Source organism: Pseudonocardia sp. NPDC049635, from assembly GCF_040659795.1.
GTDB lineage: Bacteria > Actinomycetota > Actinomycetes > Mycobacteriales > Pseudonocardiaceae > Pseudonocardia.
In genome coordinates this window covers 119,087-141,330 of record NZ_JBFAON010000004.1, presented here as the reverse complement: position 1 = coordinate 141,330, position 22,244 = coordinate 119,087, and the positions used below count along the sequence as shown (strand labels likewise).

The 22,244-nt window shown below is 73.7% G+C and carries 27 protein-coding genes; 17 read left to right on the top strand and 10 right to left on the bottom strand.

Annotation, left to right across the window (positions count from 1 at the left end; genetic code table 11):
• Positions 1 to 88 precede the first annotated feature (88 nt).
• Genes AB0J24_RS07315 through AB0J24_RS07290 form a run of 6 tightly spaced genes read left to right on the top strand, consistent with a single transcriptional unit; the run spans position 89 to position 3,417 of the window.
• Positions 89 to 547, top strand: a complete 459-nt coding sequence (locus AB0J24_RS07315; RefSeq protein ID WP_358676840.1) for a DUF6325 family protein — start codon at positions 89 to 91, stop codon at positions 545 to 547.
• Complete coding sequence (locus AB0J24_RS07310) at positions 544 to 948, top strand: SHOCT domain-containing protein (RefSeq protein WP_358676838.1); 405 nt, start codon at positions 544 to 546, stop codon at positions 946 to 948. Before AB0J24_RS07315 ends, AB0J24_RS07310 begins: the two co-directional genes overlap by 4 nt.
• Entirely contained in the window at positions 945 to 1,577 is a 633-nt protein-coding gene (locus AB0J24_RS07305) for a hypothetical protein (RefSeq protein WP_358676836.1), read from the top strand. The genes AB0J24_RS07310 and AB0J24_RS07305 overlap by 4 nt, the downstream gene beginning before the upstream one ends.
• Before the next feature lie 45 nt (positions 1,578 to 1,622).
• The gene (locus AB0J24_RS07300; RefSeq protein WP_358676833.1) at positions 1,623 to 1,958 is read left to right on the top strand and encodes a GNAT family N-acetyltransferase; all 336 of its coding nucleotides are present in this window, start codon (positions 1,623 to 1,625) and stop codon (positions 1,956 to 1,958) included.
• Entirely contained in the window at positions 1,955 to 2,449 is a 495-nt protein-coding gene (locus tag AB0J24_RS07295) for a carboxymuconolactone decarboxylase family protein (protein ID WP_358676830.1), read from the top strand. The genes AB0J24_RS07300 and AB0J24_RS07295 overlap by 4 nt, the downstream gene beginning before the upstream one ends.
• Entirely contained in the window at positions 2,446 to 3,417 is a 972-nt protein-coding gene (locus AB0J24_RS07290; protein WP_358676827.1) for a pirin family protein, read from the top strand. The genes AB0J24_RS07295 and AB0J24_RS07290 overlap by 4 nt, the downstream gene beginning before the upstream one ends.
• Here the strand turns inward: AB0J24_RS07290 and AB0J24_RS07285 are convergent.
• Positions 3,401 to 3,874, bottom strand: coding sequence for a MarR family transcriptional regulator (locus tag AB0J24_RS07285; protein WP_358676824.1), 474 nt, complete (start codon positions 3,872 to 3,874; stop codon positions 3,401 to 3,403). The genes AB0J24_RS07290 and AB0J24_RS07285 overlap by 17 nt on opposite strands.
• 151 nt (positions 3,875 to 4,025) lie before the next feature.
• On the opposite strand from AB0J24_RS07285, the gene AB0J24_RS07280 reads away from it, so the two are divergent.
• Positions 4,026 to 4,259 (top strand): DUF2795 domain-containing protein, encoded by a 234-nt coding sequence (locus AB0J24_RS07280; protein WP_358676821.1) that lies wholly within the window; start codon positions 4,026 to 4,028, stop codon positions 4,257 to 4,259.
• A gap of 122 nt (positions 4,260 to 4,381) precedes the next feature.
• On the opposite strand, the gene AB0J24_RS07275 is transcribed toward AB0J24_RS07280, so the two are convergent.
• The 4 genes from AB0J24_RS07275 to paaZ all read right to left on the bottom strand — a co-directional run bounded on the left by AB0J24_RS07275 (position 4,382) and on the right by paaZ (position 8,924).
• Entirely contained in the window at positions 4,382 to 4,681 is a 300-nt protein-coding gene (locus AB0J24_RS07275; protein ID WP_358676818.1) for a hypothetical protein, read from the bottom strand.
• Between the two features lie 139 nt (positions 4,682 to 4,820).
• Complete coding sequence (locus AB0J24_RS07270) at positions 4,821 to 5,522, bottom strand: DsbA family oxidoreductase (protein WP_358676814.1); 702 nt, start codon at positions 5,520 to 5,522, stop codon at positions 4,821 to 4,823.
• 46 nt (positions 5,523 to 5,568) lie between these two features.
• Entirely contained in the window at positions 5,569 to 6,894 is a 1,326-nt protein-coding gene (paaK, locus tag AB0J24_RS07265; RefSeq protein ID WP_358676811.1) for a phenylacetate--CoA ligase PaaK, read from the bottom strand.
• Positions 6,891 to 8,924 (bottom strand): phenylacetic acid degradation bifunctional protein PaaZ, encoded by a 2,034-nt coding sequence (gene paaZ / locus AB0J24_RS07260; RefSeq protein WP_358676808.1) that lies wholly within the window; start codon positions 8,922 to 8,924, stop codon positions 6,891 to 6,893. Before paaZ ends, paaK begins: the two co-directional genes overlap by 4 nt.
• Before the next feature lie 152 nt (positions 8,925 to 9,076).
• Between paaZ and AB0J24_RS07255 the strand changes: the two genes are divergently transcribed.
• The 4 genes from AB0J24_RS07255 (at position 9,077) to AB0J24_RS07240 (ending at position 11,735) form a co-directional block, all read left to right on the top strand.
• Complete coding sequence (locus AB0J24_RS07255; protein ID WP_358676804.1) at positions 9,077 to 9,886, top strand: enoyl-CoA hydratase-related protein; 810 nt, start codon at positions 9,077 to 9,079, stop codon at positions 9,884 to 9,886.
• Positions 9,883 to 10,491, top strand: a complete 609-nt coding sequence (locus AB0J24_RS07250; RefSeq protein WP_358676801.1) for a TetR/AcrR family transcriptional regulator — start codon at positions 9,883 to 9,885, stop codon at positions 10,489 to 10,491. Before AB0J24_RS07255 ends, AB0J24_RS07250 begins: the two co-directional genes overlap by 4 nt.
• A 237-nt stretch (positions 10,492 to 10,728) precedes the next feature.
• Positions 10,729 to 10,935 carry a hypothetical protein gene (locus tag AB0J24_RS07245; protein WP_358676798.1) on the top strand — a complete coding sequence of 69 codons (207 nt, stop codon included), beginning with the start codon at positions 10,729 to 10,731 and terminating at the stop codon, positions 10,933 to 10,935.
• Complete coding sequence (locus tag AB0J24_RS07240) at positions 10,932 to 11,735, top strand: IclR family transcriptional regulator (protein ID WP_358676795.1); 804 nt, start codon at positions 10,932 to 10,934, stop codon at positions 11,733 to 11,735. The genes AB0J24_RS07245 and AB0J24_RS07240 overlap by 4 nt, the downstream gene beginning before the upstream one ends.
• A gap of 307 nt (positions 11,736 to 12,042) precedes the next feature.
• Here the strand turns inward: AB0J24_RS07240 and AB0J24_RS07235 are convergent, their stop codons facing one another.
• The 3 genes from AB0J24_RS07235 to AB0J24_RS07225 all read right to left on the bottom strand — a co-directional run bounded on the left by AB0J24_RS07235 (position 12,043) and on the right by AB0J24_RS07225 (position 16,463).
• The gene (locus tag AB0J24_RS07235; RefSeq protein WP_358676793.1) at positions 12,043 to 13,788 is read right to left on the bottom strand and encodes a helix-turn-helix domain-containing protein; all 1,746 of its coding nucleotides are present in this window, start codon (positions 13,786 to 13,788) and stop codon (positions 12,043 to 12,045) included.
• A gap of 129 nt (positions 13,789 to 13,917) precedes the next feature.
• Positions 13,918 to 15,525 (bottom strand): NAD(P)/FAD-dependent oxidoreductase, encoded by a 1,608-nt coding sequence (locus AB0J24_RS07230; RefSeq protein WP_358676790.1) that lies wholly within the window; start codon positions 15,523 to 15,525, stop codon positions 13,918 to 13,920.
• Positions 15,522 to 16,463: an alpha/beta hydrolase gene (locus AB0J24_RS07225; RefSeq protein WP_358676787.1), complete on the bottom strand. Its 942-nt coding sequence runs from the start codon at positions 16,461 to 16,463 to the stop codon at positions 15,522 to 15,524. Before AB0J24_RS07225 ends, AB0J24_RS07230 begins: the two co-directional genes overlap by 4 nt.
• Before the next feature lie 99 nt (positions 16,464 to 16,562).
• Between AB0J24_RS07225 and AB0J24_RS07220 the strand changes: the two genes are divergently transcribed.
• From AB0J24_RS07220 to AB0J24_RS07195, 6 genes are all read left to right on the top strand, one after another.
• The gene (locus AB0J24_RS07220) at positions 16,563 to 17,180 is read left to right on the top strand and encodes a phosphoribosylanthranilate isomerase (RefSeq protein WP_358676784.1); all 618 of its coding nucleotides are present in this window, start codon (positions 16,563 to 16,565) and stop codon (positions 17,178 to 17,180) included.
• An 82-nt stretch (positions 17,181 to 17,262) separates the two neighbouring features.
• Positions 17,263 to 17,676 carry a nuclear transport factor 2 family protein gene (locus AB0J24_RS07215; RefSeq protein WP_358676782.1) on the top strand — a complete coding sequence of 138 codons (414 nt, stop codon included), beginning with the start codon at positions 17,263 to 17,265 and terminating at the stop codon, positions 17,674 to 17,676.
• Between the two features lie 324 nt (positions 17,677 to 18,000).
• On the top strand, positions 18,001 to 18,282 hold the full coding sequence (locus AB0J24_RS07210; RefSeq protein ID WP_358676779.1) for a metal-sensitive transcriptional regulator: 282 nt from the start codon (positions 18,001 to 18,003) through the stop codon (positions 18,280 to 18,282).
• A 40-nt stretch (positions 18,283 to 18,322) separates the two neighbouring features.
• Entirely contained in the window at positions 18,323 to 18,535 is a 213-nt protein-coding gene (locus AB0J24_RS07205) for a heavy-metal-associated domain-containing protein (protein ID WP_358676776.1), read from the top strand.
• 75 nt (positions 18,536 to 18,610) lie between these two features.
• Positions 18,611 to 18,865 carry a hypothetical protein gene (locus AB0J24_RS07200; protein ID WP_358676773.1) on the top strand — a complete coding sequence of 85 codons (255 nt, stop codon included), beginning with the start codon at positions 18,611 to 18,613 and terminating at the stop codon, positions 18,863 to 18,865.
• The gene (locus AB0J24_RS07195; RefSeq protein WP_358676770.1) at positions 18,862 to 21,150 is read left to right on the top strand and encodes a heavy metal translocating P-type ATPase; all 2,289 of its coding nucleotides are present in this window, start codon (positions 18,862 to 18,864) and stop codon (positions 21,148 to 21,150) included. Before AB0J24_RS07200 ends, AB0J24_RS07195 begins: the two co-directional genes overlap by 4 nt.
• A gap of 69 nt (positions 21,151 to 21,219) precedes the next feature.
• Here AB0J24_RS07195 and AB0J24_RS07190 read toward each other — a convergent pair whose 3' ends face one another.
• On the bottom strand, positions 21,220 to 21,669 hold the full coding sequence (locus AB0J24_RS07190) for an SRPBCC family protein (RefSeq protein ID WP_358676767.1): 450 nt from the start codon (positions 21,667 to 21,669) through the stop codon (positions 21,220 to 21,222).
• A 185-nt stretch (positions 21,670 to 21,854) separates the two neighbouring features.
• Positions 21,855 to 22,211, bottom strand: a complete 357-nt coding sequence (locus AB0J24_RS07185) for a hypothetical protein (protein WP_358676764.1) — start codon at positions 22,209 to 22,211, stop codon at positions 21,855 to 21,857.
• Positions 22,212 to 22,244: the final 33 nt, after the last annotated feature.

Sequence of the window (22,244 nt, the reverse complement as noted above, 5' to 3'; positions counted from 1 at the left end):
TCAGCTCTGTCCGCCCGCTCCCCGCCCGCACTAGCGTCGCGGCGAGCGCCGCAGTGGATCACTGCGTGCAGGAGGAGGAGCACGTCTCATGACGACACCGGTCCCCGGCGATCCGCCGACGGTCCCGTCGGGGCCCGTCGAGTGGGTCGCCGTCGAGTTCGACGGCGACCGGCTGGCCCCCGGCGTCGTGGCGCCGCTGGCGGAGCTCGTCGACGCCGGGACCGTGCGGCTGCTGGACGCCGCCGTCGTGCACAAGGACGCGGCAGGCCTGGTCCGCTCTGCGGAGCTGACCGAGGAGGGCCTCGACTTCGACCAGGTCGACGGCGACGTCCTGGAGCTGCTCTCCGACGACGACCTGGACGGCGTCGCCGCAGAGCTCACGCCGGGCAGCACCACGCTGGTGCTGGTCTGGGAGAGCCTGTGGGCGGCCCGGTTCGCCGGCGCCGTGCGCACCGCGTCCGGACGGCTGATCGCCCACGACCGGATCCCGGCCGAGCGGGTGGCGCGGGCGCTGGCCGCGCTGGACACGGCAGGAGCGCCACGATGAGGTTCGCACGGGGACGGGGCCGCCGCGGCCCGGGGCTGCTCGGCACGGTGGCCCGGACCGCGGTCGTCGCCGGTACGGCGTCCGCGGTGTCCGGCCGGGTCGCCGAGGCCCAGCACGACCGCCGGGTGGCCCAGCAGGAAGCCACCACGCAGGCGGTCCAGCAAGCCGCCCTCCAGCAAGCCGCCGTCCAGCAGGCCGCAGCCCAGCAGGCGGCCGTCCAGCAGGCAGCTCCTCCGCAGGCCGCCGTTCGGCAGCAGGCACCGCCCGCGCCGGTGACCGCGGCCGCTCCGTCGGTCGACGAGCTGCACGCCCAGCTGCTCAAGCTCGGCGAGCTGCGCACCGCCGGTCTGCTGACCGACGAGGAGTTCACCGCCCAGAAGTCCCGGCTGCTGGGCGGGTGAGCACCGTGAACGCATCGCTGCCCGCGCTCACCGTCCCGCCCGCCGATCTCGCACCCGGCGGCTCCGGGGGCGGTCTGCTGCTGCTCCTCGCCGGGCTCGTGCTGTGCTTCGGCGGCGCCCGCTCGATCCTGCTCGCCGCGGGTGCCGCCGGGTTCGGTCTGGCCGGTGGTCTGGCCTCGGCGCTCGGTGGATCGGTCCTGGTCACGGTGTTCGTCGGCGTCGCGGGCGCGGCCGGGGCGATCGCGCTGGTGCGGTTCGCGGCCGGGGCGGCGGTGTTCGTCGTCGGCGGGCTCGCCGGTGGGGCCGCCGTGCTGGGGCTACTGGCGGCGCTGCCCTCGGGCGGAGGGCTGTCCCGGGTGCTCACCCTCGTCGTGGTCGCGGCGGCGGTGCTGGTCGCCGGGCTCGCGATGGTGCGGGCCCGGGACGTCGTGCTGCGGATCGCCACGGCACTCGGCGGCGCCGCACTGATCGTGCGCGGTGCGATCTCGGCCGGGCCGGCGTTCCTGGCCGGGTTGCAGGCACCCGCGACCCCGCTGGAGAGCATCGCGGCGGTCGTCGTGCTGGTGGCGCTGGCCTACGTCGGGTACCGGGTCCAGGGCACGCTGGCACAGCGCCGGACGGCCGCCTGAGGTCCCCGGCGGAACACCGGGGCGTCCCGCGGGGTTGACGAGGGCATGTCGGAGAACCAGGACCCGGTCGTCACGAACGAACCGGCCGAGCACCGCTACGTGATCACCCTCGACGGCGTCCGGGTGGGCCTCACGGCCTACGTGGAGGACGGCGACCGGCGGATCTTCCACCACACCGAGGTCGACGACGCCTACGGCGGCCGCGGCCTGGCCGGGACGCTGGTCCGCAAGGCGCTCACCGACACCCGCGCCGCCGGGAAACGGATCGTCCCGATGTGCCCGTACGTGCGGCGCTGGGTGGGGTCGCACGAGGGCTTCGCCGACGTGCTCGACCCGGTCACACCGGCCGCGATCCGGACCGTCGAGCAGGCCCTGCGGTGACCGGCCGGGTCCTGATCGACAAGCAGTCCCCCGAGGTGTTCGCGGCCATGAAGCAGGTCGTGCGCACCGTGCGCGACGCCGCCGAGGCGGCCGGGATCGACCGGGCGCTGCTGGAGCTGCTCAACGTGCGGGTCTCCCAGATCAACGGCTGCGAGTTCTGCCTGGACGTGCACTGGCGGGCCGCGGTCGCGGCCGGGGTCACCCCGCAGCGGCTCGCACTGCTGCCCGCGTGGCGGGACAGCCGGCTCTACGACGACCGCGAGCGCGCCGCGCTGGAGATCGCCGAGGCGGTCACCCGCACCGCGGGAGCGCACCTCGACGACGAGGCGTACGCCAAGGCCCGGGCCGGTCTCGACGACGACGAGACCGCGGTGCTCGTCTGGGCGTCGATCACGATCAACGCGTTCAACCGGGTCTCGATACTCTCCCGTCACACGGTGCCCGAGCGGGACGCGCAGGGCAGGACCACGGCGGCGGGAGCGCAGCGATGAGCAACGTCGAGGCCGCCCCCCAGGAGGTCGTCTGCGGCGGCGACTCCGCCCGGGCGGAACTGGTCACGCCGCGCGCGGTCCCGCTCGGCGGACCCCGGGCGATGACGGTCCGCCGGACCCTCCCCCGCCGGGCCCGTTCGCTGATCGGAGCCTGGTGCTTCATCGACCACTACGGGCCCGACCAGGTGTCCGCGACCGGCGGGATGGCGGTGCCCGGCCACCCGCACACCGGGCTGCAGACGGTGTCGTGGCTGTTCGAGGGCGAGATCGAGCACCGTGACACCACCGGGGCGCACGCGCTCGTGCGCCCGGGCGAGCTCAACCTGATGACGGCCGGATCGGGCATCGCGCACTCGGAGTTCTCCACCCCCGGCACCCGCACCCTGCACGGGGTGCAGCTGTGGCTGGCGCTGCCGGTGGCGCACCGGGAGACCGCTCCGGCGTTCCGGCACCACGCGCCGTCACCGGTCCGGCACGATGACGCGACGCTGCGGGTGTTCCTCGGCTCGCTGGCCGGGCAGACCTCACCGGTGGAGACGTTCTCGCCGCTGCTGGGTGCGGAGGTCGTTCTCCCGGCGGGCGGCCGGTTCTCGGTCCCGGTGACGTCGTCGTTCGAGCACGGGGTGCTCGTCGACACCGGTTCGGTGGACGTGCGCGACACCGCGGCCGAGTCCGGCGAGCTGGTCTACCTGCCGCCGGGCGCGTCCGAGATCGAGATCCGGGCCGTCAGCGACGGCGAGACCCGCGTGCTGCTGCTCGGCGGGGAGCCGCTCGGCGAGCAGATCGTGATGTGGTGGAACTTCGTCGGCTCCTCGCACGACGAGATCGCCGCCTTCCGCGAGCAGTGGCAGCGCGAACGCGCCGCAGGCGGATCCGCGACGGGCCGGTTCGGCGCCTTCCCGCAGGCGTGGGACTCGACGCTGCCGGCGCCCGAGCTGCCGAACGCCCGGCTCACCCCGCGGGAGTGACCCGGGCCGGTTCCCGCTCCGCCAGCGCGACGAGCATGTCGGCGACCCGGTGCAGGCCGTGCGCGAGGTCCGCCGGCGCCGGCAGGTCCGGTTCGGCCGCCGTCGCCGCCATGCTCGGCAACATCGTCGCGAGCAGCTCGTCGGTGACCCCGCGCCCGGCATCGGTCAGCTCGACGAGCACGACCCGCCGGTTCTCCGGCGGTCGTACCCGCACGACCAGCCCGCGCCGCTCCATCCGGTCGACCAGCGCCGTCACGCTGCCCTGGCTCAGGCCGGTGCGCTCGGCCACCGCACCCGCCCGGACCGGACCGGCCACGGCGAGGTGCGCGAGCGTGACGACCTCCGGGACCCCGAGCCCGAGCCGGGCGCCGACGGCGAGCCGGTAGCGATCGATGCCGTGGGCGAACGCGTGCACTCCGGCGAGCACGGCGCGGGCCTGTTCGGACTCGTCCGGCATGGCGGGAGCCTTCCTCAACGATGTTTCGATCACCGAACACTTTGACGGCCCAAGCCTGCATCTGTCATCGTGGTGCAGATCACATCGATGATCCCACCGTCGACGATGCCGGTGCCTCGCTCCGCTCCCGCCCCCACTGCCGGAGGTTCCGATGACGGCCGCTCCGCGCTCCCCCGGTTCCGACGACGCCGACCACCTCCGGTACGCGCTGCGCCACGTGCTCGCCGGGCTGCCCCTGCCCGCACAGCGCTGGCAGATCCTCACCCACGCCACCGCCTGGGGAGCACCGGCGAGCCTGCGGGCACGCCTGGCCGCGCTGCCCGAGGGCACCTACCGGAGCTACGACGCGATCGTCACCGCGGCGCTGGCCGGGTTGCGCCGCTGACCTGCACAGCCGCGGCAGTACCCAGGGCCGCCGGACGCGGCAGTACCCAGGGCCGCCGGACGCGGCAGTGCCCAGGGCCGCCGGACGCGGCAGTGCCCAGGGCCGCGGCGGGGGCGGGTACGTCAGCCGTGCTCGGCCCGCACGACCGCGACCACCCGGCGCAGCTGCTCCAGCAGCAGTTCCGGGTCCCGCCCGTCCGGCTCGACACTGCCCTCGACCCGGCCGAACTCACCGCTCAGGTCGACGTGCAGCTCGCGGAGCACGTAGCGGCGCGAGCGCAGGGTCACCAGCACCTTGGTCAGCCCGTCGCCGCCATCGGCGACGAGCAGGCTGAACGGATGGGCGTCGCGGCCGGTCCGGCCGGCGGGCGGCGCGGCGCCGGGCGCGGTCTCGACGGAGCCGGCGGTGGGCATTGCGGTCATCACGGATCTCCCGGTTCGGCGGTACGGAGGATCCGGCCAGGTCCGGTGGCGGCACGACGGCACGCGCGCCGGCGACCTGGGTTCAGCCGGCGCGCCGGATAATGATCCGCCCACGCACGTCGACGAGGGTAGCAGCCGGTCAGACCGGGCAGCTGCCGTCGTCGCAGGCGTCGCCGTCGCCACCGACCGGGGTGAGCGGGTGCGCCTGCGCCCAGGCCCGGTCGAGGGCCTGCCCGAACGCCTCCACCGGTTGCGCGCCGGAGATGCCGAACCTGTCGTCGATCACGAAGAAGGGGACGCCGGAGATCCCGTAGCGGCGGGCCAGATCCTGGTCGCCGCGGACGGCGTCGAGGTACCGGTCGGAGTCGAGTACCGCGCGGGCCTCATCCTCGGGCACGCCGGCCGAGGCGGCCAGCCGGACCAGGGTGTCCGGGTCGCCGATCGGCTCGCCCTCGGTGAACGACGCGCGCAGCAACCGGTCCTTCAACGCGCCCTGCAGCGCCGCACCGCCCAGTTCCCGGGCCAGGTGCAGCAGCCGGTGCGCGTCCAGGGTGTTGCCGTGGCGGGCGAGGTCGAACCGGAACTCCAGCCCGTCCTGCGCGGCGGTCGCGGTCACCGCCTCCTGCATCTCACGGGCCCGCTCGATGCTCACGCCGAGCTTGGCGGCCAGCGGCCCGGGGCCACCCGCGCTCTCCCGGGGCGCCTGCGGGTCGAGCTGGAAGCTGCGCCAGCGCACCTCGACATCGTCCCGGTGCGCGAAACCCGCCAGTGCGGTCTCGAAGCGCCGCTTGCCGATCGCGCACCACGGGCACACGACGTCCGACCAGATCTCCACCTTCACGTCCGGGTGAACGCCGCGACCGGGACAGGTGATTCCCGGCCGGGAATCACCGCGTGCGCTTGTCCTGCAGCCGCTGCAGCTTCCCGACCGACCGCTCCAGGGTGTCCGGGTCGACGACCTCGCAGGCGACCGTCACCCCGACGGTCTCCTTGACCGCCCGGACCAGCTCGGCCGCGGCGGGTTCGCGCCGGTCGGCCGGGGCGTCGTGGCGGGCCTCGACCCGCACGGCGAGCGCGTCCATCCGGCCCTCGGTGGTGAGCACCAGCTGGAAGTGCGGCGCCAGCCCGGGGGTGCGCAGCACGACCTCCTCGATCTGGGTCGGGAAGACGTTCACCCCACGCAGGATGATCATGTCGTCGGACCGGCCGGTGATCTTGGCCATCCGCCGCATCGCCGGCCGCGCGGTACCCGGCAGCAGCGTCGTGAGATCCCGGGTGCGGTACCGGATGATCGGCAGGCCCTCCTTGGTCAGCGAGGTGAACAACAGCTCGCCCTCCTCGCCGTCGGGCAGCGGTGTCCCGTCCAGCGGGTCGACGACCTCGGGCAGGAAGTGGTCCTCCCAGATGTGCAGGCCGTCCTTGGTCTCCACGCACTCCTGCGACACGCCCGGCCCCATCACCTCGGACAGGCCGTAGATGTCGACGGCGTGCATGTCCGTCCGGTCCTCGATCTCGACCCGCATCCGCTCGGTCCACGGCTCGGCGCCGAAGATCCCGACCTGCAGGCTCGTCGACCTGGGGTCGACACCCTGGCGCTCGAACTCGTCGAGCAGGGTCAGCATGTAGGACGGCGTCAGCATGATGACCTCGGGCCGGAAGTCCCCGATCAGCTGCACCTGGCGCGGCGTCATCCCGCCGGACACCGGGATCGCCGTCGCGCCGAGCTTCTCGATGCCGTAGTGCGCGCCGAGCCCGCCGGTGAACAGGCCGTAGCCGTAGGCGTTGTGCACCCGGTGGCCGGGCCGCCCGCCCGCGGCCCGGATCGAGCGGGCCATCAGCGTCGCCCAGTTGTCGATGTCGGTCGCGGTGTAGCCGACCACGGTCGGCCGGCCCGTCGTACCCGACGACGCGTGGATCCGCGCGATCCGCTCACGCGGCACCGCGAACATCCCGAACGGGTAGGTCTCGCGCAGATCGGCCTTGGTGGTCATCGGGAACCGCGCGATGTCGGACAGCTCGCGGCAGTCGTCGGGGTGCACACCGTGTGCGTCGAACGTCGCCCGGTAGTGCGGCACGTTGTCGTAGGCGTGCCGCAGCGACCACTGCAGCCGCCGCAGCTGCAGCGCGCGCAGCTCGTCGACCGAGATCCGCTCCTCGGGATCGAGCAGCTCCGGTGGCGGGGCGTCACCGAGGCGACGGGCGGTGGCGGTCACGCCCCCTCCTTCTTCGCGACGAGGGTGAGCACGTCGTAACGGGCGACGGACTCGCCGTCCTGGCGGGTCACGTCGGCGTCCCAGCGGACCTCGCCGTAACCCGCGGAGTCGCGCGGGGTGACCTGCTTGCAGGTCAGCGTCACGGTCAGCTCGTCGTCGAACCGGACCGGGGTGAGGAACCGCAGCCCGTCGACACCGAAGTTCGCCAGTACCGGGCCCGGGTCGGGATCGACGAACAGGCCCGCGGCGAGCGAGACGACCAGGTAGCCGTGGGCCACCCGTTGCCCGAACAGCGGGTTCGCGGCCGCGGCGGCCTCGTCCATGTGCGCGTAGAAGGTGTCCCCGGTGAACTCGGCGAAGTGCTCGACATCGGCCTGGGTGACCCGGCGCGGCCCGGCGACCAGGCAGTCACCGGGGCGGAGTTCCTCGAGGTGCTTGCGGAACGGGTGCACGCCGTCGTCGTGGCGCTGTGCACCGGTGACCCAGCGGCCGGTGACCGCGACGAGCGAGTCGGGATCGGCCTGGACGGCGGTGCGCTGCATGTGGTGCAGCACCCCGCGGATGCCGCCCAGCTCCTCCCCGCCACCGGCCCGGCCGGGCCCGCCGTGCACCAGCTGCGGCAGCGGTGAGCCGTGCCCGGTGGACTCCGTCGCGTCCCGGGCGTTGAGCACGTGCACCCGGCCGTGGAACGGGGCGATACCGAGCACCACCTCGCGGACGAACCCCGGGTCGGCGCTCACCACCGAGCCGGCCAGCGAGCCCTGGCCGCGGGCGGCGTACTCGACGAGCCGGTCGGCCGAGTCGTAGGGCAACACCGTCGCGACCGGGCCGAACGCCTCGATCTCGTGCGGCTCGGCCCGGTCCGGGTCACCGAGGAGCAGCATCGGGGAGACGAACGCGCCCCGGTCGGCGTCGGCCCCGACCACCTCGACGCGATCGGGATCGCCGAACACCAGCCGGCCGGCGTCGCGCAGCGCCTTCACGCTGCGCCGGACCTCCTCGCGCTGGTCCAGGCTCGCCAGCGCCCCCATCCCAACACCGTCGCTCCCGGGTGCCCCGACCACCACCGAGGCCAGCCGCGCCGACACCGCCTCGACGACGGCGTCGACGTGCTCACGGGGCACGAAGGCGCGCCGGATCGCGGTGCACTTCTGGCCGGCCTTGACCGTCATCTCGGTGGTCAGTGCCGTCACGAACAGGTCGAACTCGGTGCTGCCGGGACCGGCGTCCGGGCCGAGCGCGGCCAGGTTCAGCGAGTCGGCCTCGGCCGAGAACCGGACCGCGTTGCGCACGATCACCGGGTGGCTGCGCAGGATCTGCGCGGTCGAGGCCGAGCCGGTGAACGACACCAGGTCCTGACCGGTGAGATGGTCGAAGCAGTCGCCGAGCGACCCGGCGACGAACTGCACGGCACCGTCGGGCAGCAGGCCCGAGCCGACGATCAGCTCGACCAGCTCCGCGGTCAGGAACGCGGTCGGCGAGGCCGGCTTGATCAGCGTCGGGACGCCGGCCAGGAAGGCCGGTGCGAGCTTCTCCAGCGGCCCCCAGACCGGGAAGTTGAACGCGTTGACCTGCACCGCGACCCCGTGGCGCGGGGTGAGCACGTGCTGGCCGAGGAAGGTACCGCCGCGGCCCAGCGGCTCGACGGCCCCCTCGACGACGACGGTGTCGTTGGGCAGCTCCCGCTTGGCCTTCGAGGCGTAGGCGAGCAGCACGCCGATGCCGCCGTCGACGTCGAACCTCGAGTCCCCGGGCGTCGCGCCGGTGCGGGCGGAGACCGCGTACAGCTCCTCGCGGTGCTCGCGCAGGTGCCCGGCCAGTGCCTTGAGCAGCCCCGCACGCTGGTGGAAGGTGAGCTCACGCAGAGCCGGGCCACCGGTCCGGCGGCCGTACTCCAGCGCGGCGGCGAGATCGAGGCCGTCGGCGGAGATCCGGGCGACCTCCTCGCCGGTCACCGCGTCGTGCAGCGGTCGGCCGTCACCGGTCCCGGTCTGCCAGGAGCCCGCGAGGTGGCTGCGGAGCAAGGTCATCGGCGACGCCTCCGGAACTGTCCGTCGTTCGGCCGGCGCTGAACCGACCGTTCGTTCGGCACGGGACGCTAGCACTCCTCGGGCCGCTTGGGGAGCCGTTCGACGGGTCACGGACCGGGACCGATCGTTCGGTCGGCGGCTAGGGTGCTCCCATGGCCGACCCCGCGCAGCCCGCCGTCCTGCTCGCCCGTGACGACACCGATCCCGCCGTCGCGGTGGTCACCCTGAACCGGCCGGCGAAGTACAACGCGCTCACCGTCGAGCTGAAGGAGGCGCTGCTCACCGCCGTCGCCGAGGTCGCCGGCGACGAGTCGGTGCGTGCCGTCGTGATCACCGGTTCCGGGAAGGCGTTCTGCGTCGGGCAGGACCTGGGCGAGCACGCGACGGCCCTGGAGACCGACCCGTCCACCGCGTTCGACACCGTGCGGGAGCACTACAACCCGCTGATCCTGGCCGTCACCGGGACCGCGAAACCGGTGATCGCCGCGATCAACGGTGCCTGCGTCGGCGCCGGTCTCGGCCTGGCGCTGGCCGCCGACCTACGGATCGCCGCCGAGGGCCTGAGCTTCGCCACCGCCTTCACCGGGATCGGGCTGACCGCGGACTCCGGGCTCTCGGCCGGCCTCGCACACGCCGTCGGCGTCTCCCGGGCCACCGAGCTGCTGCTGCTCGGCGAGAAGTTCACCGCCGAGGACGCGCGCAACTGGGGCCTGGTGCGCGACGTGGTGCCCGCCGAGGACGTGCTGCCCGCCGCGCTCGGGCTGGCGCGGCGGCTGGCCGCCGGGCCGACCCGGGCCTACGCCGAGGTGAAGGCCGCGATCCGGTTCGGCGCCGTCAACGAGCTGCCCGCGGTGCTGGAGCACGAGGCCGACGCACAGGTCCGGCTCGCCGCCACCACCGACCACCAGCGCGCGGTCGCGGACTTCCTGGCGAAGAAGACCCCCACCTTCGAGGGGCGATGAGCTCGGCGGTCCGGCGGGCCCGCCGGCCCAGCGGCGGGCGCGACCAGCTGCTCGAGACCGCGGTCGGCGAGTTCATCGCCCGCGGTTACGACGCGACCTCGATGGAGGACCTGTCGCGGGCCGCCGGGATCACGAAGTCGTCGTTCTACCACCACTTCACCGGCAAGGAGGCACTGCTGCGGGCCGCGCTGGAGCGCGCGGTGGACGGCCTGTTCGGGGTGTTGTCGCTGCCCGTCACGCAGACCGGCGGCCCCGCCGAGCGGTTGCGCGCGATCGTCGCCGAGCAGGTGCGGTTACTGATGCGTGAACTGCCCTACGTGACGCTGCTGCTGCGCGTGCGGGGAAACACCGAGACCGAGCGGTGGGCCCTGGATCGGCGACGCGCCTTCGACGCCACGATGACCCGATTGGTCCGGGAGGCGGTCGAAGCGGGTGAGGTCCGCGCCGACGTCGATCCGGCGCTGGCCGCGCGGCTGCTGTCCGGCCTGGTCAACTCGATCGTCGAGTGGTACCGCCCGGACCGGGCCGGCAGCGCGACCCTGCCCGAGGACGTCGTGAACGCCGCCTTCACCGGGATCGTCCCGGCTCCGGCCGACCGGGCGTGACCCGGCGCCGCTCGGCGAGCAGCGGCGCCCAGCACCTCTGGCATCTCTGCGATCGACCGGTCGGCGAGCGCAGCGCCGGGACACCAGGCGTCCCGGCAGCCGCGTTCGGCGGGCGCACCGGCCTCCGGCGCGACCGCTTCGCACCGCACCAGGCAGGCGCGATGACGGCCGGCAGCCCACTCGCCACGCTCGACACGGGGTTGCCACCGGCCGCCCCGGTGGGACAGGGTTCGAGCTGTGACGGAGCGGCGGCGGGCGGCGGTGTGGCAGGCCCGGGCGAACCGGGCCGGTGGGCGGACCACCCGTGCGCTCGACGACGAGATCGCGGCGTTGCTCGACGAGGGCCCCGACCCCGGGTCCGGGCCGGCGGCCCCGGACCTCACGACACCGGGCCCCGTGACGCCGGACCCGGTCACCCCGGAGGGGCCGGACCCGCCCCGGTGACCTCACCGGGACGGGCTGCCGGGACGGGCCGGGCCACCGGGACGGGCCGCGGCCGCCCGGCCGGGGCGACCGGCTCGGTCGTCGCGCGGGCGCTCGGCGTGCTCGACGCGTTCGGCCCCGACCGGCCGGCACTCACCCTGAGCGAGCTGGCCCGGTACGCCGGCATCCCGCTGTCCACCGCACACCGCCTGGTCGGGGACCTCAGCGACTGGGGAGCCCTGGAGCGCGACGAGACCGGCCGCTACCGGATCGGTCTGCGGATGTGGGAGCTCGGCGCGCTCGCCCCGAGGGGCCAGGCGCTGCGCGAGGCCGCGCTGCCGTTCCTGGAGGACCTCTCGCACGTCACCCGGGAGAACGTGCAGCTCGCCGTCCGGGAGGGCACCGAGCTGGTGTTCGTCGAACGGCTCGCCGGGCCCGGGGCGGTACCCGTGCACACCCGGGTGGGTGGCCGGTTCGGGCTCACCGCGACCGGGGTCGGGCTGGTGCTTCTCGCGCACGCACCGCCCGAACTCCAGGAGGAGGTGCTGGCCGGGCACATGGAGCGCTACACCCCGTTCACCGTGACCGACCCGGCCCGGTTGCGGCGGATGCTCGCCGACGTCCGCCGGGACGGCTTCTCGGTCAGCGACCGCCAGGTCACCGAGGACGCGCTGTCCGTCGGCGCCCCCGTCCAGGACGCCCACGGCCGGGTGGTCGCCGCCGTCTCGCTGGTCGTCCGACACGGCGGCGCCGCCCCGCGGGCGCTCGCTCCGCTGGTGCGGACCACCGCCCGCGGGATCGGCCGGGCGCTGACCGACTGACGAACCTTCCATTCGGCGGAAGTGCGTTTCGCCCGGGTCGGCACCCGCCGCATCCTCGGTCGTGCCGAACCGGCACACGACAGACGTCGTCGTGAGCACCGTCCCCGTGACCAGTGGCACGTCACCGCCTACGCCGCCGAGATCGGTCGCAAGCTGTTCTCCCGCACCATCTGCGGTGATCCACTCCGGTTCCCGACCCAGGACGAGACCGGCCTGCTCGATCCGGCCAGGATCCTCGACGCCGCCGGCCCGGTCGGTGCTCGAGGTGCTGGAGGACGGGGGTCTGGTGCTGGACCGCTGAGCAAGGTCAGTCCAGGCCGAACTCGCGGATCTTGCGGTAGAGGGTGGTCCGGCCGATCCCGAGTGCCTGCGCGGCACGGCTGCGGTTGCCGCCCGCGGAGCGCAAGGCGTCGGCGACCGCATCCCGCTCGGCGCTGGCCAGCAGCCCGGCCGGCGAGCGGGACCGGCGCAGCTCCGCGGGAAGGTCACCAGGTGTAACCGTGCCGCCACGGGCCCGGTGGGCGAGGGCGACGACCGTGGTGCGGAGCTCCGCGACGTCGCCGGGCCAGTGCCAGGCGACCAGTGCCTCCCAGGTGGACGGTGAGAACGTGGTCGCCGCCTCGGGTCCACCGAGCCCGGCGAGCACCTCCCGGACCAGCGCCGGGACGTGCTCGCGGCTACGGGCCAGCCCCGGCAGCGCAACGGTCGTCGCGACCTGTCCGACCAACCCTGTGATCGACGTGGGAGCGGCACCCGGGTCGAGAGTGACCACCAGCGGTCCGCCCGTCTCGGCGAGCCGACGTACCTGCCACGACGAAGGGGCCGGCAGCTGCTGCACCCGCCGGAGCAGCACCCCCCGCCCGCTCCGCAGCGCCGCACGGCAGTCGTCCCAGGGAGGGTCGTCGACGGCGTCGATCACCAGCGGGTCGACCGCGCCGAGCCGGGCGAGCACCCGCCGGGCGGTGTGCGCCTTCCCGCTGCCCGGGCCCCCGGCGATCGCCACCCGCTCGCCGAACCCGAGCGCGGTGGAGAGCGCACGGTCGACGTCCGGGTCGACGTGCAGCGGCGGGGTCGCTGCGGCCGGTTCGGCCATGATCGGGGCGGAGCGGTGGCGCTTGCCGGGGAGCAGCCGGACGCTGTAGGCGGTGCGGGCGCCGTGACCGACCTGCTCGACGACGGCGTCGTGCGGGCCGTCCACCAGCGGCACCCGCATCCGCCGGGTCCCGGCCCCACCGTGCTCGACCAGGAACTGCCAGAGCACGGCGTGCAACTCCGGGCCGGTGTGGGCCAGTCCGGCGCTGTTCGCCAGCACCGTGTCCTGGTCGACCACCAGGGCCCCGGCGCCGGTCCGGTCCACCCTCAGGTACGCGTCGACGAGCAGGCGGCGCCGCTCGCCGCCCTCCTCGGCGATCCGCGCCTCGATCTGCCGTCCGATGTCACCGGCCAGGACCGCCATCAGCGGGTGCACGTCGTGCGCCGAGCAGGCGAGCGCGAAGGAGCCCAGAATCCGGCCGGTCCCGGGTTCGACGATCGGTGTGCCGGCGCACGTCAGGTTCTCCAGCAGCGGGTTGTAGTGCTCGGGACCGCGGACCAGCATCGCGCGGCGCTCGACGAGGACCGTGCCGAGACCGTTCGTACCGATCGACCGTTCGGAGAAGTCGAACCCCTCGGCGGCGTTCGCCCGGTCCATCAGCGACCGCTGGCGGCGGACATCGGCATGGCGCACCACGATCCGCCCGGCCGGGTCGGCGAGCACGATCGCCACCGGCACGTCGGCCAGGCTGTCCCGCAGGCGCGCGAGTACCGGCTCGGCGGCCCGGCACAGGACCGGCGCGAGGTCGGCCGGGTCCTCGTAGCGCGTGATGTCCGGTGCGACCGGGACCGCGTCGCCCACGCACCGGCGCCAGCTCCGCTCGATCAGCTGGGGCACGCCGGCACCCCCGGGCGGCACCTGGAGGAGTCCGCCGTCGACGATCGTGTCCCGGGTACGCCGGGTGCGCTCGCGGTCCGCCGTGGTCATCGACGGTTCCCGGCAGGTGTCCTGTCGAAGCATCGTCGCTCCGTCGTCCGTGCCCGGTTCGGGCGCTCCGGCCATGATGTGGGGTCGTCGTCCCACGGTGCCGCACCGGCACCCGTCATGAGAAGGTCCGGCGGCGGGGACCCGGCACCCGCCGCCGGCCGGTCACCCCTCGGTCAGCGTGAAGCCCGGGTACCCCTGGGCCCGCTCGTTCGCCAGCTCGCCGCGGTAGGCACCGATCCCCGCCATGTAGAACATCACCGCCTGCCGTTTACCCGGGATGTTCGCACCGAAGATCCACGAGTCGGCCTTCGGGAACAGCGTCGCGTCGGCGATCTCCCGGCAGGTCCGGTTCCAGCGCTGCTCCGCCTCGGCGGTCGCCTCGATGATCGGTGCGCCGCGCTCGCGGGACTCCGCGACGAGCGCGGCGATCCACTCCACCTGGGACTCGATGCTCGGCGGCAGGTTGGTGAACGGGCCGTTCGGACCGAGGATCATGAACATGTTCGGGAACCCGGTGGTGGTCACACCGAGGTAGCTGCCCGGCGCCTCGGCCCAGTGCTCGGAGATGGTGCGCCCGCCGCGGCCCCGGATGTCCATCCGGACGTAGTTGCCGTCGACGGCGTCGAACCCGGTCGCCAGCACGAGTACCTCCAACTTCTGCAACGAGCCGTCGGCCAGCCGCACGCCGGTCGGCTCCACCGCCACGATCGGATTCTCCGCGACGCTGACCAGCGTCACGTCGTCCCGGTTGAACGTCTCGTAGTAGCCGCTGTTGCACAGCGGCCGTTTGGCGTACAGGTCGGTCGGGGTCAACAACCGGGCCGTCTCCGGGTCCCGGACGATCTCGGCGATCTTGCGCCGGATGAACCGGGCCGCCTCCTCGTTCGCCTGCGCGTCGGTGGCGATGTCGCAGAACGTGCCGAACATGAACCGGAAGCCGTTGCCGATGTCCCAGTTCTCCTGGAACACCCGCTCGCGCTCGGCCGCGGACACGCTCATCGCCGGCACCGTGCTCTCCTCGAACCCGAACGCCACGACCGAGCCGCGGACCTGCTCCCAGATCTCGTCGTAGCGGGCTCGTACGTCGGCCAGGTACTGCTCGTCGACCGGGCCGTTGCCGGAGGGCACGCTGTACTGCGGCGTGCGCTGGAACACGGTCAGGTGTTCGGCCCGTGGCGCGGCAGCGCAGATGAACTGGGTGCCGGTCGAACCGGTGCCGATCACGCCGACCCGGCGACCGTCGATCCGGAGGTCCTCCGGCCAGGCACCGGTGTGTGCCACGACCCCCTCGAACGAGTCGAGGCCGGGCAGGTCCGGAACGTTGACCCGGGACAGCAGCCCGAGTGCGGTGACCACGTAGCGGGCCACGATCGACGCGCCACCGTCGGTTCGCAGTGTCCACAGACCGGTCGCGTCGTCGAAGTGCATCGCCTCGATCCCGGTGTCCAGCCGGATGTCGCGCGCCAGGTCGTGCTTGTCCACGACCGCCCGCAGGTAGCGCAGGATGTCGGGCTGGTCGAGGTAGCGGCTGGAGAAGTCCCACTCCTGCAGCAGCTGCTCGTCGAACGAGTAGCGGTAGACGTAGCTCTCGGTGTCCGACATCGCGCCGGGATACCTGTTCCAGTACCAGGTTCCGCCGATCCCACCGGCGCGGTCCACGCACAGCACCGACAACCCGAGGTCGTCGCGCAGCTTCTTGAGCATGTAGAGCCCGCCGAACCCGGCGCCGATCACGACGGCATCCAGGTCGGGACGCCCCGCGGCGGTCATGCCGCCACCCCGGCGCGGCGCGACCGGTACCACTGCGCGACGGCCGCGAGCTCGGCGTCGGCCTCGCCGCCGCGACCGGCGGCGAACGGGAACACGTGCTGCATCCCCTCGACGACCGAGAGCGTCACGTCCACCCCGGCGAGGCGGGCACGCTCGGTGAAACGGACGGCGTCGTCGAGGAGCGCCTCGGCGCCGCCGGCGTTCACGAACACCGGCGGGAAGCCACCCAGGTCGGCGTGCAGCGGGTTCGCGAGCGGGTTGGCCGGGTCCACCGCCGGACCCTCCCCCGTGTCGCCCAGCACCCCGGCGATCATCCCGGCCAGCAGCGGCACGCTGACCAGCGCATCGGTGGCGGCGTTCGACTCCAGGGTCGCCCCGGTGTTCTGCATGTCCAGCCACGGTGAGAACGCGATCACCGCCCCGGGCAACGGCCCGCCGCGCTCCCGCAGTGCGAGCGGGACCGCGATCGCGAGGTTCCCGCCCGCGGAGTCACCCGCCGTGACGACGTCCGCGGCGGCGATCCCCCGCTGCATCAGGCCGTCGAAGGCGGCCACCCCGTCCTCGACCTGTGCCGGATGGCACTGCTCGGGTGCCCGGCGGTAGTCGAGCACGAACGCGGTCGCGCCGAGCGCCTTCGCGAGGTGCCCGGCGAGTTTGCGGTGGCTCGCGGCGGAGCCGACGGCGAACCCGCCGCCATGGGTGTACAGCACGACCCGTCCGCGGTCCGCCCCCACCGGAAGGGCCCAGATCCCGGGCACCCCGCCGACGACGTCGTCGGCGTAGGTCACCTCGGTGGGTTCGGCGGTCGCCTGGTGCCACTCGTCGAACAGGCTGCGCAGCAACCGGACGTCGAGGTCCGGGCGGTCTGCCATGACGGCGGACCAGTCCGCGTACAGGCTCCGCAGGATCTCGGCCCCGGAGGACGGCGAGTCGCTCATCCGGTACTCCTTCGTCTCGGTCTGCACCCAGACTGTGACCGGCGTCGCACCGTCGGCGGTGTTCCGATCCGGAACAGCGGTGCACGTAGGCTCGGCGGCGTGTTCGTGAAGGTCTGCGGCCTGCGTACCGTCGAGGACGTACGGGTGGCCTGCGCGGCGGGCGCCGACGCCGTCGGTCTCGTCCTGCACCCGGCCAGCCCCCGTCATGTGACGGTCGAGTCGGCCAGGACGCTGGCCGCCGCGGTGCCGGATCCGGTGCTCACGGTGGTGGTCGTCGCCGTGCACGACGCCGCCGACGCCGCCCGGATGACCCGGGAGATCGGCGCGGACGTCCTCCAGCTGCACGGGCGCTACACCGCCGACGACTTCGCGGTCGCGCGGGCGGAGCAGGTCCGGCTGTGGCGGGCCACCTCGCTCGCCGACGATCCCGATCTACGCGTCGGCGCGTTCGGCGAGGAGGCCCTGCTGCTCGACTCCCCGCGGGCCGGGTCCGGTGAGACCTGGGACGTCGAGGCCCTGGAGTCCCGACCGGCCGGCCACTGGTTGCTGGCCGGCGGGCTCGATCCGGACAACGTCGGCGCCGCGGTCCGTCGGGTACGCCCGTGGGGGGTCGACGTGTCCAGCGGTGTCGAGTCCGCCCGTGGGGTGAAGGACCACGCCCGCGTCACCGCCTTCGTCGCCGCCGCGAAGGCGAGCTCGGCCCCGTCGCACCCCTGAGGCACGGTGCACAATGCCGACCGACCGCGGGGCGGCACCGTGGCCGATGAGATCGGCCGCAGCACGGCCGTAGGGTCGGGCGATGGGACAGGACGAGCACCCCGGCTCCACCACCGCCGCCGAGCTGCGTGAACTCTTCGAGGCGTGGCTGGCGGCCATCGCGTCCCGCGACACAGCGCTCATCGCCGGACTGCTCGACCCGTCGTGGGTCTACGTGGACTTCACCGGCCACCTCCACGACCGGACGGACTACCTGCGGATCATCGGCGAGCTGGTCGGTACGGGTCACAGCACCGAGCTGGTCGCGTTCGACGCCCACCACGTCACCTCCGACGTCGCCGTGGCGCACGGCCGCTACACCTCGGTCGGGACGATGACCAACGGCTTCCGAGCCGTGCAGGACAGCCGGTTCACCGGCACCTGGCGGCGCGACACCGAGGGCCGCTGGTGGTGCTGCTCGCACCAGGCCACCAACTTGGGCACTCCGTTCGAGTGATGTCGCCGACGGCGCGCCGATCGGTCGTGCGCGGGGACGCCGCCACGTGGGGCGGGATCGTGGTCGGGGCGGTCCCCGCGGTCGGTGTCCACACCCGCGGCGTGCTCTCGACCGGACGGCCGAGCGCCCACGGGGTGTGGAGCGGCCCCGCCAGCTTCACCGTCTGAACCGGCAGGACCTGAACCGGTCGGCGTGCCCGGGCCCGTCGACCGGCGTGCTGTCCGGATACCCGCCCTGCCGGTTCCCACACACAACGAACCACCCCGGTTCGACGCTAGTACCCCCGGGGGGTATGGTCGGCTGTGCGGACGGAGGAGGTACCCGATGCACGGTTATGCCGACAACAAGGACGCGCACATCAAGCGTATGCGCCGGATCGAGGGCCAGGTCCGGGGGATCGGCAAGATGATCGAGTCGGACAAGTACTGCATCGACGTCCTGACCCAGGTCGCAGCCGTCAACAAGGCGCTGGAGGCCGTCGCGCTCGGCCTGCTCGACGAGCATCTCAAGCACTGCGTCGCCGACGCCGTCGCCGGCGGTGGAGAGCTCGCCGACGAGAAGATCGAGGAGGCCAGCGCCGCCATCGCGCGCCTGGTCCGCTCCTGAACACCCCGCTCCCCGCGGGCACGCACGAGAGGAGAGCCCCATGAGCACCGCCACCTACACCGTCACCGGCATGACCTGCCAGCACTGCGTCAGCTCGGTCACCGAGGAGATCGAGGAGATCGCCGGTGTGACCGGCGTGGCCGTGGACCTCCCGACCGGCGCCGTCACCGTCACCGCCGACGGCGAGATCCCGGCCGACGCCGTCCGCGAGGCCGTCCGCGAAGCGGGTTACGAGGTCACCACAGGGGCCTGACCGGGCCCACCACCACCCGGTGCGGGTCACGGCAGGAGCCGACCACCCGCATCGGGTCCACCGAGGGACCGACCCATGAACACAGCAGTTCGGCTTGCCGTCTACGGAGCGGCCGTCGCCCTGCTCACCCTCGCCGGGTACGCCGCCGGCAGCTCCGCCGGTGCGCCCACCGAGCACCCGCGGCTGCCCGCCGAGCACTCCCCGGCGCCCGACCGAACGGTCGACGTGTCGCCCGGCGCGCCGCCTCCACAGCTCCCGACCGCCGGGGTCACGCCGGACCACGGCGGACATCCGCACGGTGGAGAGCAGCCGCAGGGGGGCCCCCGATGACCGCGACGCTGCCCCCCACCGGTACGCCGGTCCAGGAGATCGAGCTCGCCATCGGCGGCATGACCTGCGCGTCCTGCGCCAATCGGGTGGAGCGCAAGCTCAACAAGCTCGACGGCGTCAGCGCCACCGTCAACTACGCCACCGAGCGGGCCAAGGTCACCGCGCCCGACGGGGTCGACACCGGGCGTCTGGTCGCGACCGTCGAGTCCGCCGGGTACAGCGCGACACCGGTCCGTGCGCCGCAGGACCACACCGCAGCCGGCGCCCCGGCTGAGGACCCGGGCAGCGAGGAGGAGACCACCGCGCTGCGCGAGCTGCGGCACCGGTTCGTCGTGTCCGCGCTGCTCTCGCTGCCGGTGGTCGTGCTCGCGATGGCGCCGCCGTTGCAGTTCGTGAACTGGCAGTGGCTGTCGCTGGTGCTCGCCGCACCGGTGTGGGCGTGGGCGGGGGCGCCGTTCCACCGGGCCGCGTGGACGAACCTGCGGCACGGCGCCGCCACGATGGACACCCTGGTCTCGCTGGGCACGACCGCCGCCATGGCCTGGTCGGTCTACGCGTTGTTCTTCGGGACGGCCGGGACCCCGGGCATGGTGCACCCGTTCGAGCTGTCGATCTCGCGCACCGACGGCGCCGGGAACATCTACCTGGAGGTGGTCGCCGGGGTCACCACGTTCCTGCTGGCCGGGCGCTGGTTCGAGATGCGGTCCAAGCGCCGTGCCGGCGCTGCGCTGCGGGCGCTGCTGCAGCTCGGCGCGAAGGACGTGCTGGTGTTGCGGGACGGTGCCGAGGTGCAGATCCCGGTCTCGCAGCTCACCGTCGGCGAGCGGTTCGTGGTCAAGCCCGGCGAGAAGATCGCCACCGACGGCCGGGTCGTCGAGGGCCGCTCCGCGGTGGACGCCTCGATGCTGACCGGCGAGTCGGTGCCGGTCGAGGCGACCGTCGGCGACGCCGTGGTCGGTGCGACCGTGAACGCGGGCGGCCGGCTCGTGGTCGAGGCCACCCGGGTCGGATCGGACACCCAGCTCGCCCAGATGGCGAGGCTGGTCGAGGACGCGCAGAACGGCAAGGCCGCCGTGCAGCGACTGGCCGACCGGATCTCCGGGGTGTTCGTCCCGATCGTGATCGTGGTGGCCGCGGTCACCCTGGGGTTCTGGCTGGGTGCCGGGGCGGGCACGGCGGCGGCGTTCACCGCCGCCGTCGCCGTGCTGATCATCGCCTGTCCCTGCGCGCTCGGGCTCGCCACGCCGACCGCGCTGCTGGTCGGCACCGGCCGCGGTGCCCAGCTGGGCATCCTGATCAAGGGCCCGGAGGTGCTGGAGTCGACCCGCCGGGTCGACACCGTCGTGCTCGACAAGACCGGCACCGTCACCACCGGCCGGATGTCGCTGGCGGGGGTGCACACCGTCGCCGACGTCGACGAGCAGAGCGCACTGCGGTTGGCGGGCGCGCTGGAGCGGGCATCCGAGCACCCGATCGCCGCCGCGATCGCGACGGCCGCCGCGCAGCGCGCCGGTGAGCTGCCCGAGGTCACCGATTTCACCAACCACGAGGGTCTCGGCGTGCAGGGCACCGTCGACGGGCACGCGGTGCTCGTCGGCAGGCCGCGGCTGCTGGAGCAGTGGTCGATGCCGCTGACCGGTGCGCTGGCCGAGGCCGTCGAGACCGAGACGGCCCAGGGCCGGACGGCGGTCGCCGTCGCCTGGGACGGACAGGTCCGCGCGGTTCTCGTCGTCTCCGACACGATCAAGCCGACCTCCGCCGAGGCGATCGCCGAGTTCCGCAGGCTCGGCCTGGTGCCGGTGCTGCTGACCGGTGACAACCACGCCGTCGCCGCGTCCGTCGCGGCGCAGGTGGGGATCGACCCGGAGGTGGTGGTCGCCGACGTGCTGCCGGAGGAGAAGCTGGCCGTCGTCGAGCGGCTGCAGGCCGGCGGCAAGGTCGTCGCGATGGTCGGCGACGGCGTCAACGACGCCGCCGCGCTCGCCCGCGCCGACCTCGGCCTGGCCATGGGCACCGGCACCGACGTGGCGATCGAGGCGTCCGACATCACCCTGGTCCGCGGGGACCTGCGGGCCGCCGCGGACGCGGTACGGCTGTCCCGGCGGACCCTTGGGACGATCAAGGGCAACCTGTTCTGGGCGTTCGCCTACAACACCGCGGCGATCCCGCTGGCCGCGATGGGCCTGCTGAACCCGATGATCGCCGGTGCGGCGATGGCGTTCAGCTCGGCCTGTGTGGTGGCCAACAGCCTGCGTCTGCGCCGCTTCCGGGGCCACGCGGTCTGATCGCGCAGAGAAGGACGAGAGCGTCGTCGACGGGCCGCGGGACGACGCTCGTGTGCCTCTCGGCGGGGATCAACCCTCGGCGAGTGCAGCCAGGCGGTCGACCGACGCGCGGAGCTTCGCCTCCGTGGTGGCGCGGGCGCGGACGAGCCGCTTCTCGTCGGTCAGGTCCGTCCAGTCGTAGGTGTGCCGGACCAGGGTGTGCGAGTCGTCGACCGGGTCGAGCTCCCAGCGCCAGAGATGCCCGGGCGGCGGCGTGCCGGGCTCCGAGGGCCGCCAGGCGATCCGGCGGCCCTCGGTGAACTCGACGACGTGGTTCTCCCGGACGCCGCCCTGAGTGAGCAACGTCGAGAACACCTCCCCCACGCCGCGGACCCGCTGTCCGGGTGCGGCCTCGGCGAGGTTGTCGTTGCCGTCCCACTCCGGCTGGCGGGCCGGGTCGGCGATCAGCTCGAACAGCTGCGCCGCGGGTGCGGCGACGACGCGCTCGGCGGTGACGACGGTCGGGACGGGTTCGGTCATCGGAACAGTCTGCCAGCTCACCGAGGTCCTGCCCTCGACAGAGGCCGAGCTGATCCGGGCCCGCGACGGGCATCGGTGCACCTACGACCGCTGAGGGCGCCGCGACGGCGTCCCCCGCCGAATGCGGCCGCCCGCCGGATCGCGATCGGCCGAACGCGACCCGGCGGGCGGGTGAGGACGGAGTGTCAGGAGGCGGGATCGGCCTGCCCTGCGGCACCGTTGCGGTTGCGGTTGCGCAGCGCGATCGGGACCCCGGCCAGGTCCTCGTCGTTGCAGAGCAGCTTGACCTCGTAGTAGATGCCGTCCGGACTGTCGTCGTAGTCGAGATGGACGCCGATCACGTCGACCGGCTCCCCCAACCACTCCTGGACCTCCCGCAGCCAGTGCGCCGAGCGCTCCAGGGCCGTGGGCAGATCGTCGTCCCGGAATCCCACCGGGCGGAAAGGCACGTCCTGGATCTCGTCGTGGCCGTGTGGCGGGCGGGGCAGGGCCCGTGCCAGTCCGGCGTCGTCGAGGTCCAGTGCGACAGACTTCTCGCTCACCCCACCAGCATGGCGCCGCGGCGGAGACGGTGG

What these genes read in the sequence shown, in the direction of transcription:
- AB0J24_RS07285 (WP_358676824.1), bottom strand. Translation starts at nt 3,874, where the DNA reads ATGCCGGACGAGTCCGAACAGGCCCGCGCCGTGCTCGCCGGAGTGCAC.
- AB0J24_RS07310 (WP_358676838.1), top strand. Translation starts at nt 544, where the DNA reads ATGAGGTTCGCACGGGGACGGGGCCGCCGCGGCCCGGGGCTGCTCGGC.
- AB0J24_RS07280 (WP_358676821.1), top strand. Translation starts at nt 4,026, where the DNA reads ATGACGGCCGCTCCGCGCTCCCCCGGTTCCGACGACGCCGACCACCTC.
- AB0J24_RS07300 (WP_358676833.1), top strand. Translation starts at nt 1,623, where the DNA reads ATGTCGGAGAACCAGGACCCGGTCGTCACGAACGAACCGGCCGAGCAC.
- AB0J24_RS07290 (WP_358676827.1), top strand. Translation starts at nt 2,446, where the DNA reads ATGAGCAACGTCGAGGCCGCCCCCCAGGAGGTCGTCTGCGGCGGCGAC.
- AB0J24_RS07255 (WP_358676804.1), top strand. Translation starts at nt 9,077, where the DNA reads ATGGCCGACCCCGCGCAGCCCGCCGTCCTGCTCGCCCGTGACGACACC.
- AB0J24_RS07315 (WP_358676840.1), top strand. Translation starts at nt 89, where the DNA reads ATGACGACACCGGTCCCCGGCGATCCGCCGACGGTCCCGTCGGGGCCC.
- AB0J24_RS07230 (WP_358676790.1), bottom strand. Translation starts at nt 15,525, where the DNA reads ATGACCGCCGCGGGGCGTCCCGACCTGGATGCCGTCGTGATCGGCGCC.
- AB0J24_RS07215 (WP_358676782.1), top strand. Translation starts at nt 17,263, where the DNA reads ATGGGACAGGACGAGCACCCCGGCTCCACCACCGCCGCCGAGCTGCGT.
- AB0J24_RS07225 (WP_358676787.1), bottom strand. Translation starts at nt 16,463, where the DNA reads ATGAGCGACTCGCCGTCCTCCGGGGCCGAGATCCTGCGGAGCCTGTAC.
- AB0J24_RS07195 (WP_358676770.1), top strand. Translation starts at nt 18,862, where the DNA reads ATGACCGCGACGCTGCCCCCCACCGGTACGCCGGTCCAGGAGATCGAG.
- AB0J24_RS07210 (WP_358676779.1), top strand. Translation starts at nt 18,001, where the DNA reads ATGCACGGTTATGCCGACAACAAGGACGCGCACATCAAGCGTATGCGC.
- AB0J24_RS07235 (WP_358676793.1), bottom strand. Translation starts at nt 13,788, where the DNA reads ATGCTTCGACAGGACACCTGCCGGGAACCGTCGATGACCACGGCGGAC.
- AB0J24_RS07275 (WP_358676818.1), bottom strand. Translation starts at nt 4,681, where the DNA reads ATGACCGCAATGCCCACCGCCGGCTCCGTCGAGACCGCGCCCGGCGCC.
- AB0J24_RS07205 (WP_358676776.1), top strand. Translation starts at nt 18,323, where the DNA reads ATGAGCACCGCCACCTACACCGTCACCGGCATGACCTGCCAGCACTGC.
- paaZ (WP_358676808.1), bottom strand. Translation starts at nt 8,924, where the DNA reads ATGACCTTGCTCCGCAGCCACCTCGCGGGCTCCTGGCAGACCGGGACC.
- AB0J24_RS07250 (WP_358676801.1), top strand. Translation starts at nt 9,883, where the DNA reads ATGAGCTCGGCGGTCCGGCGGGCCCGCCGGCCCAGCGGCGGGCGCGAC.
- AB0J24_RS07200 (WP_358676773.1), top strand. Translation starts at nt 18,611, where the DNA reads ATGAACACAGCAGTTCGGCTTGCCGTCTACGGAGCGGCCGTCGCCCTG.
- AB0J24_RS07190 (WP_358676767.1), bottom strand. Translation starts at nt 21,669, where the DNA reads ATGACCGAACCCGTCCCGACCGTCGTCACCGCCGAGCGCGTCGTCGCC.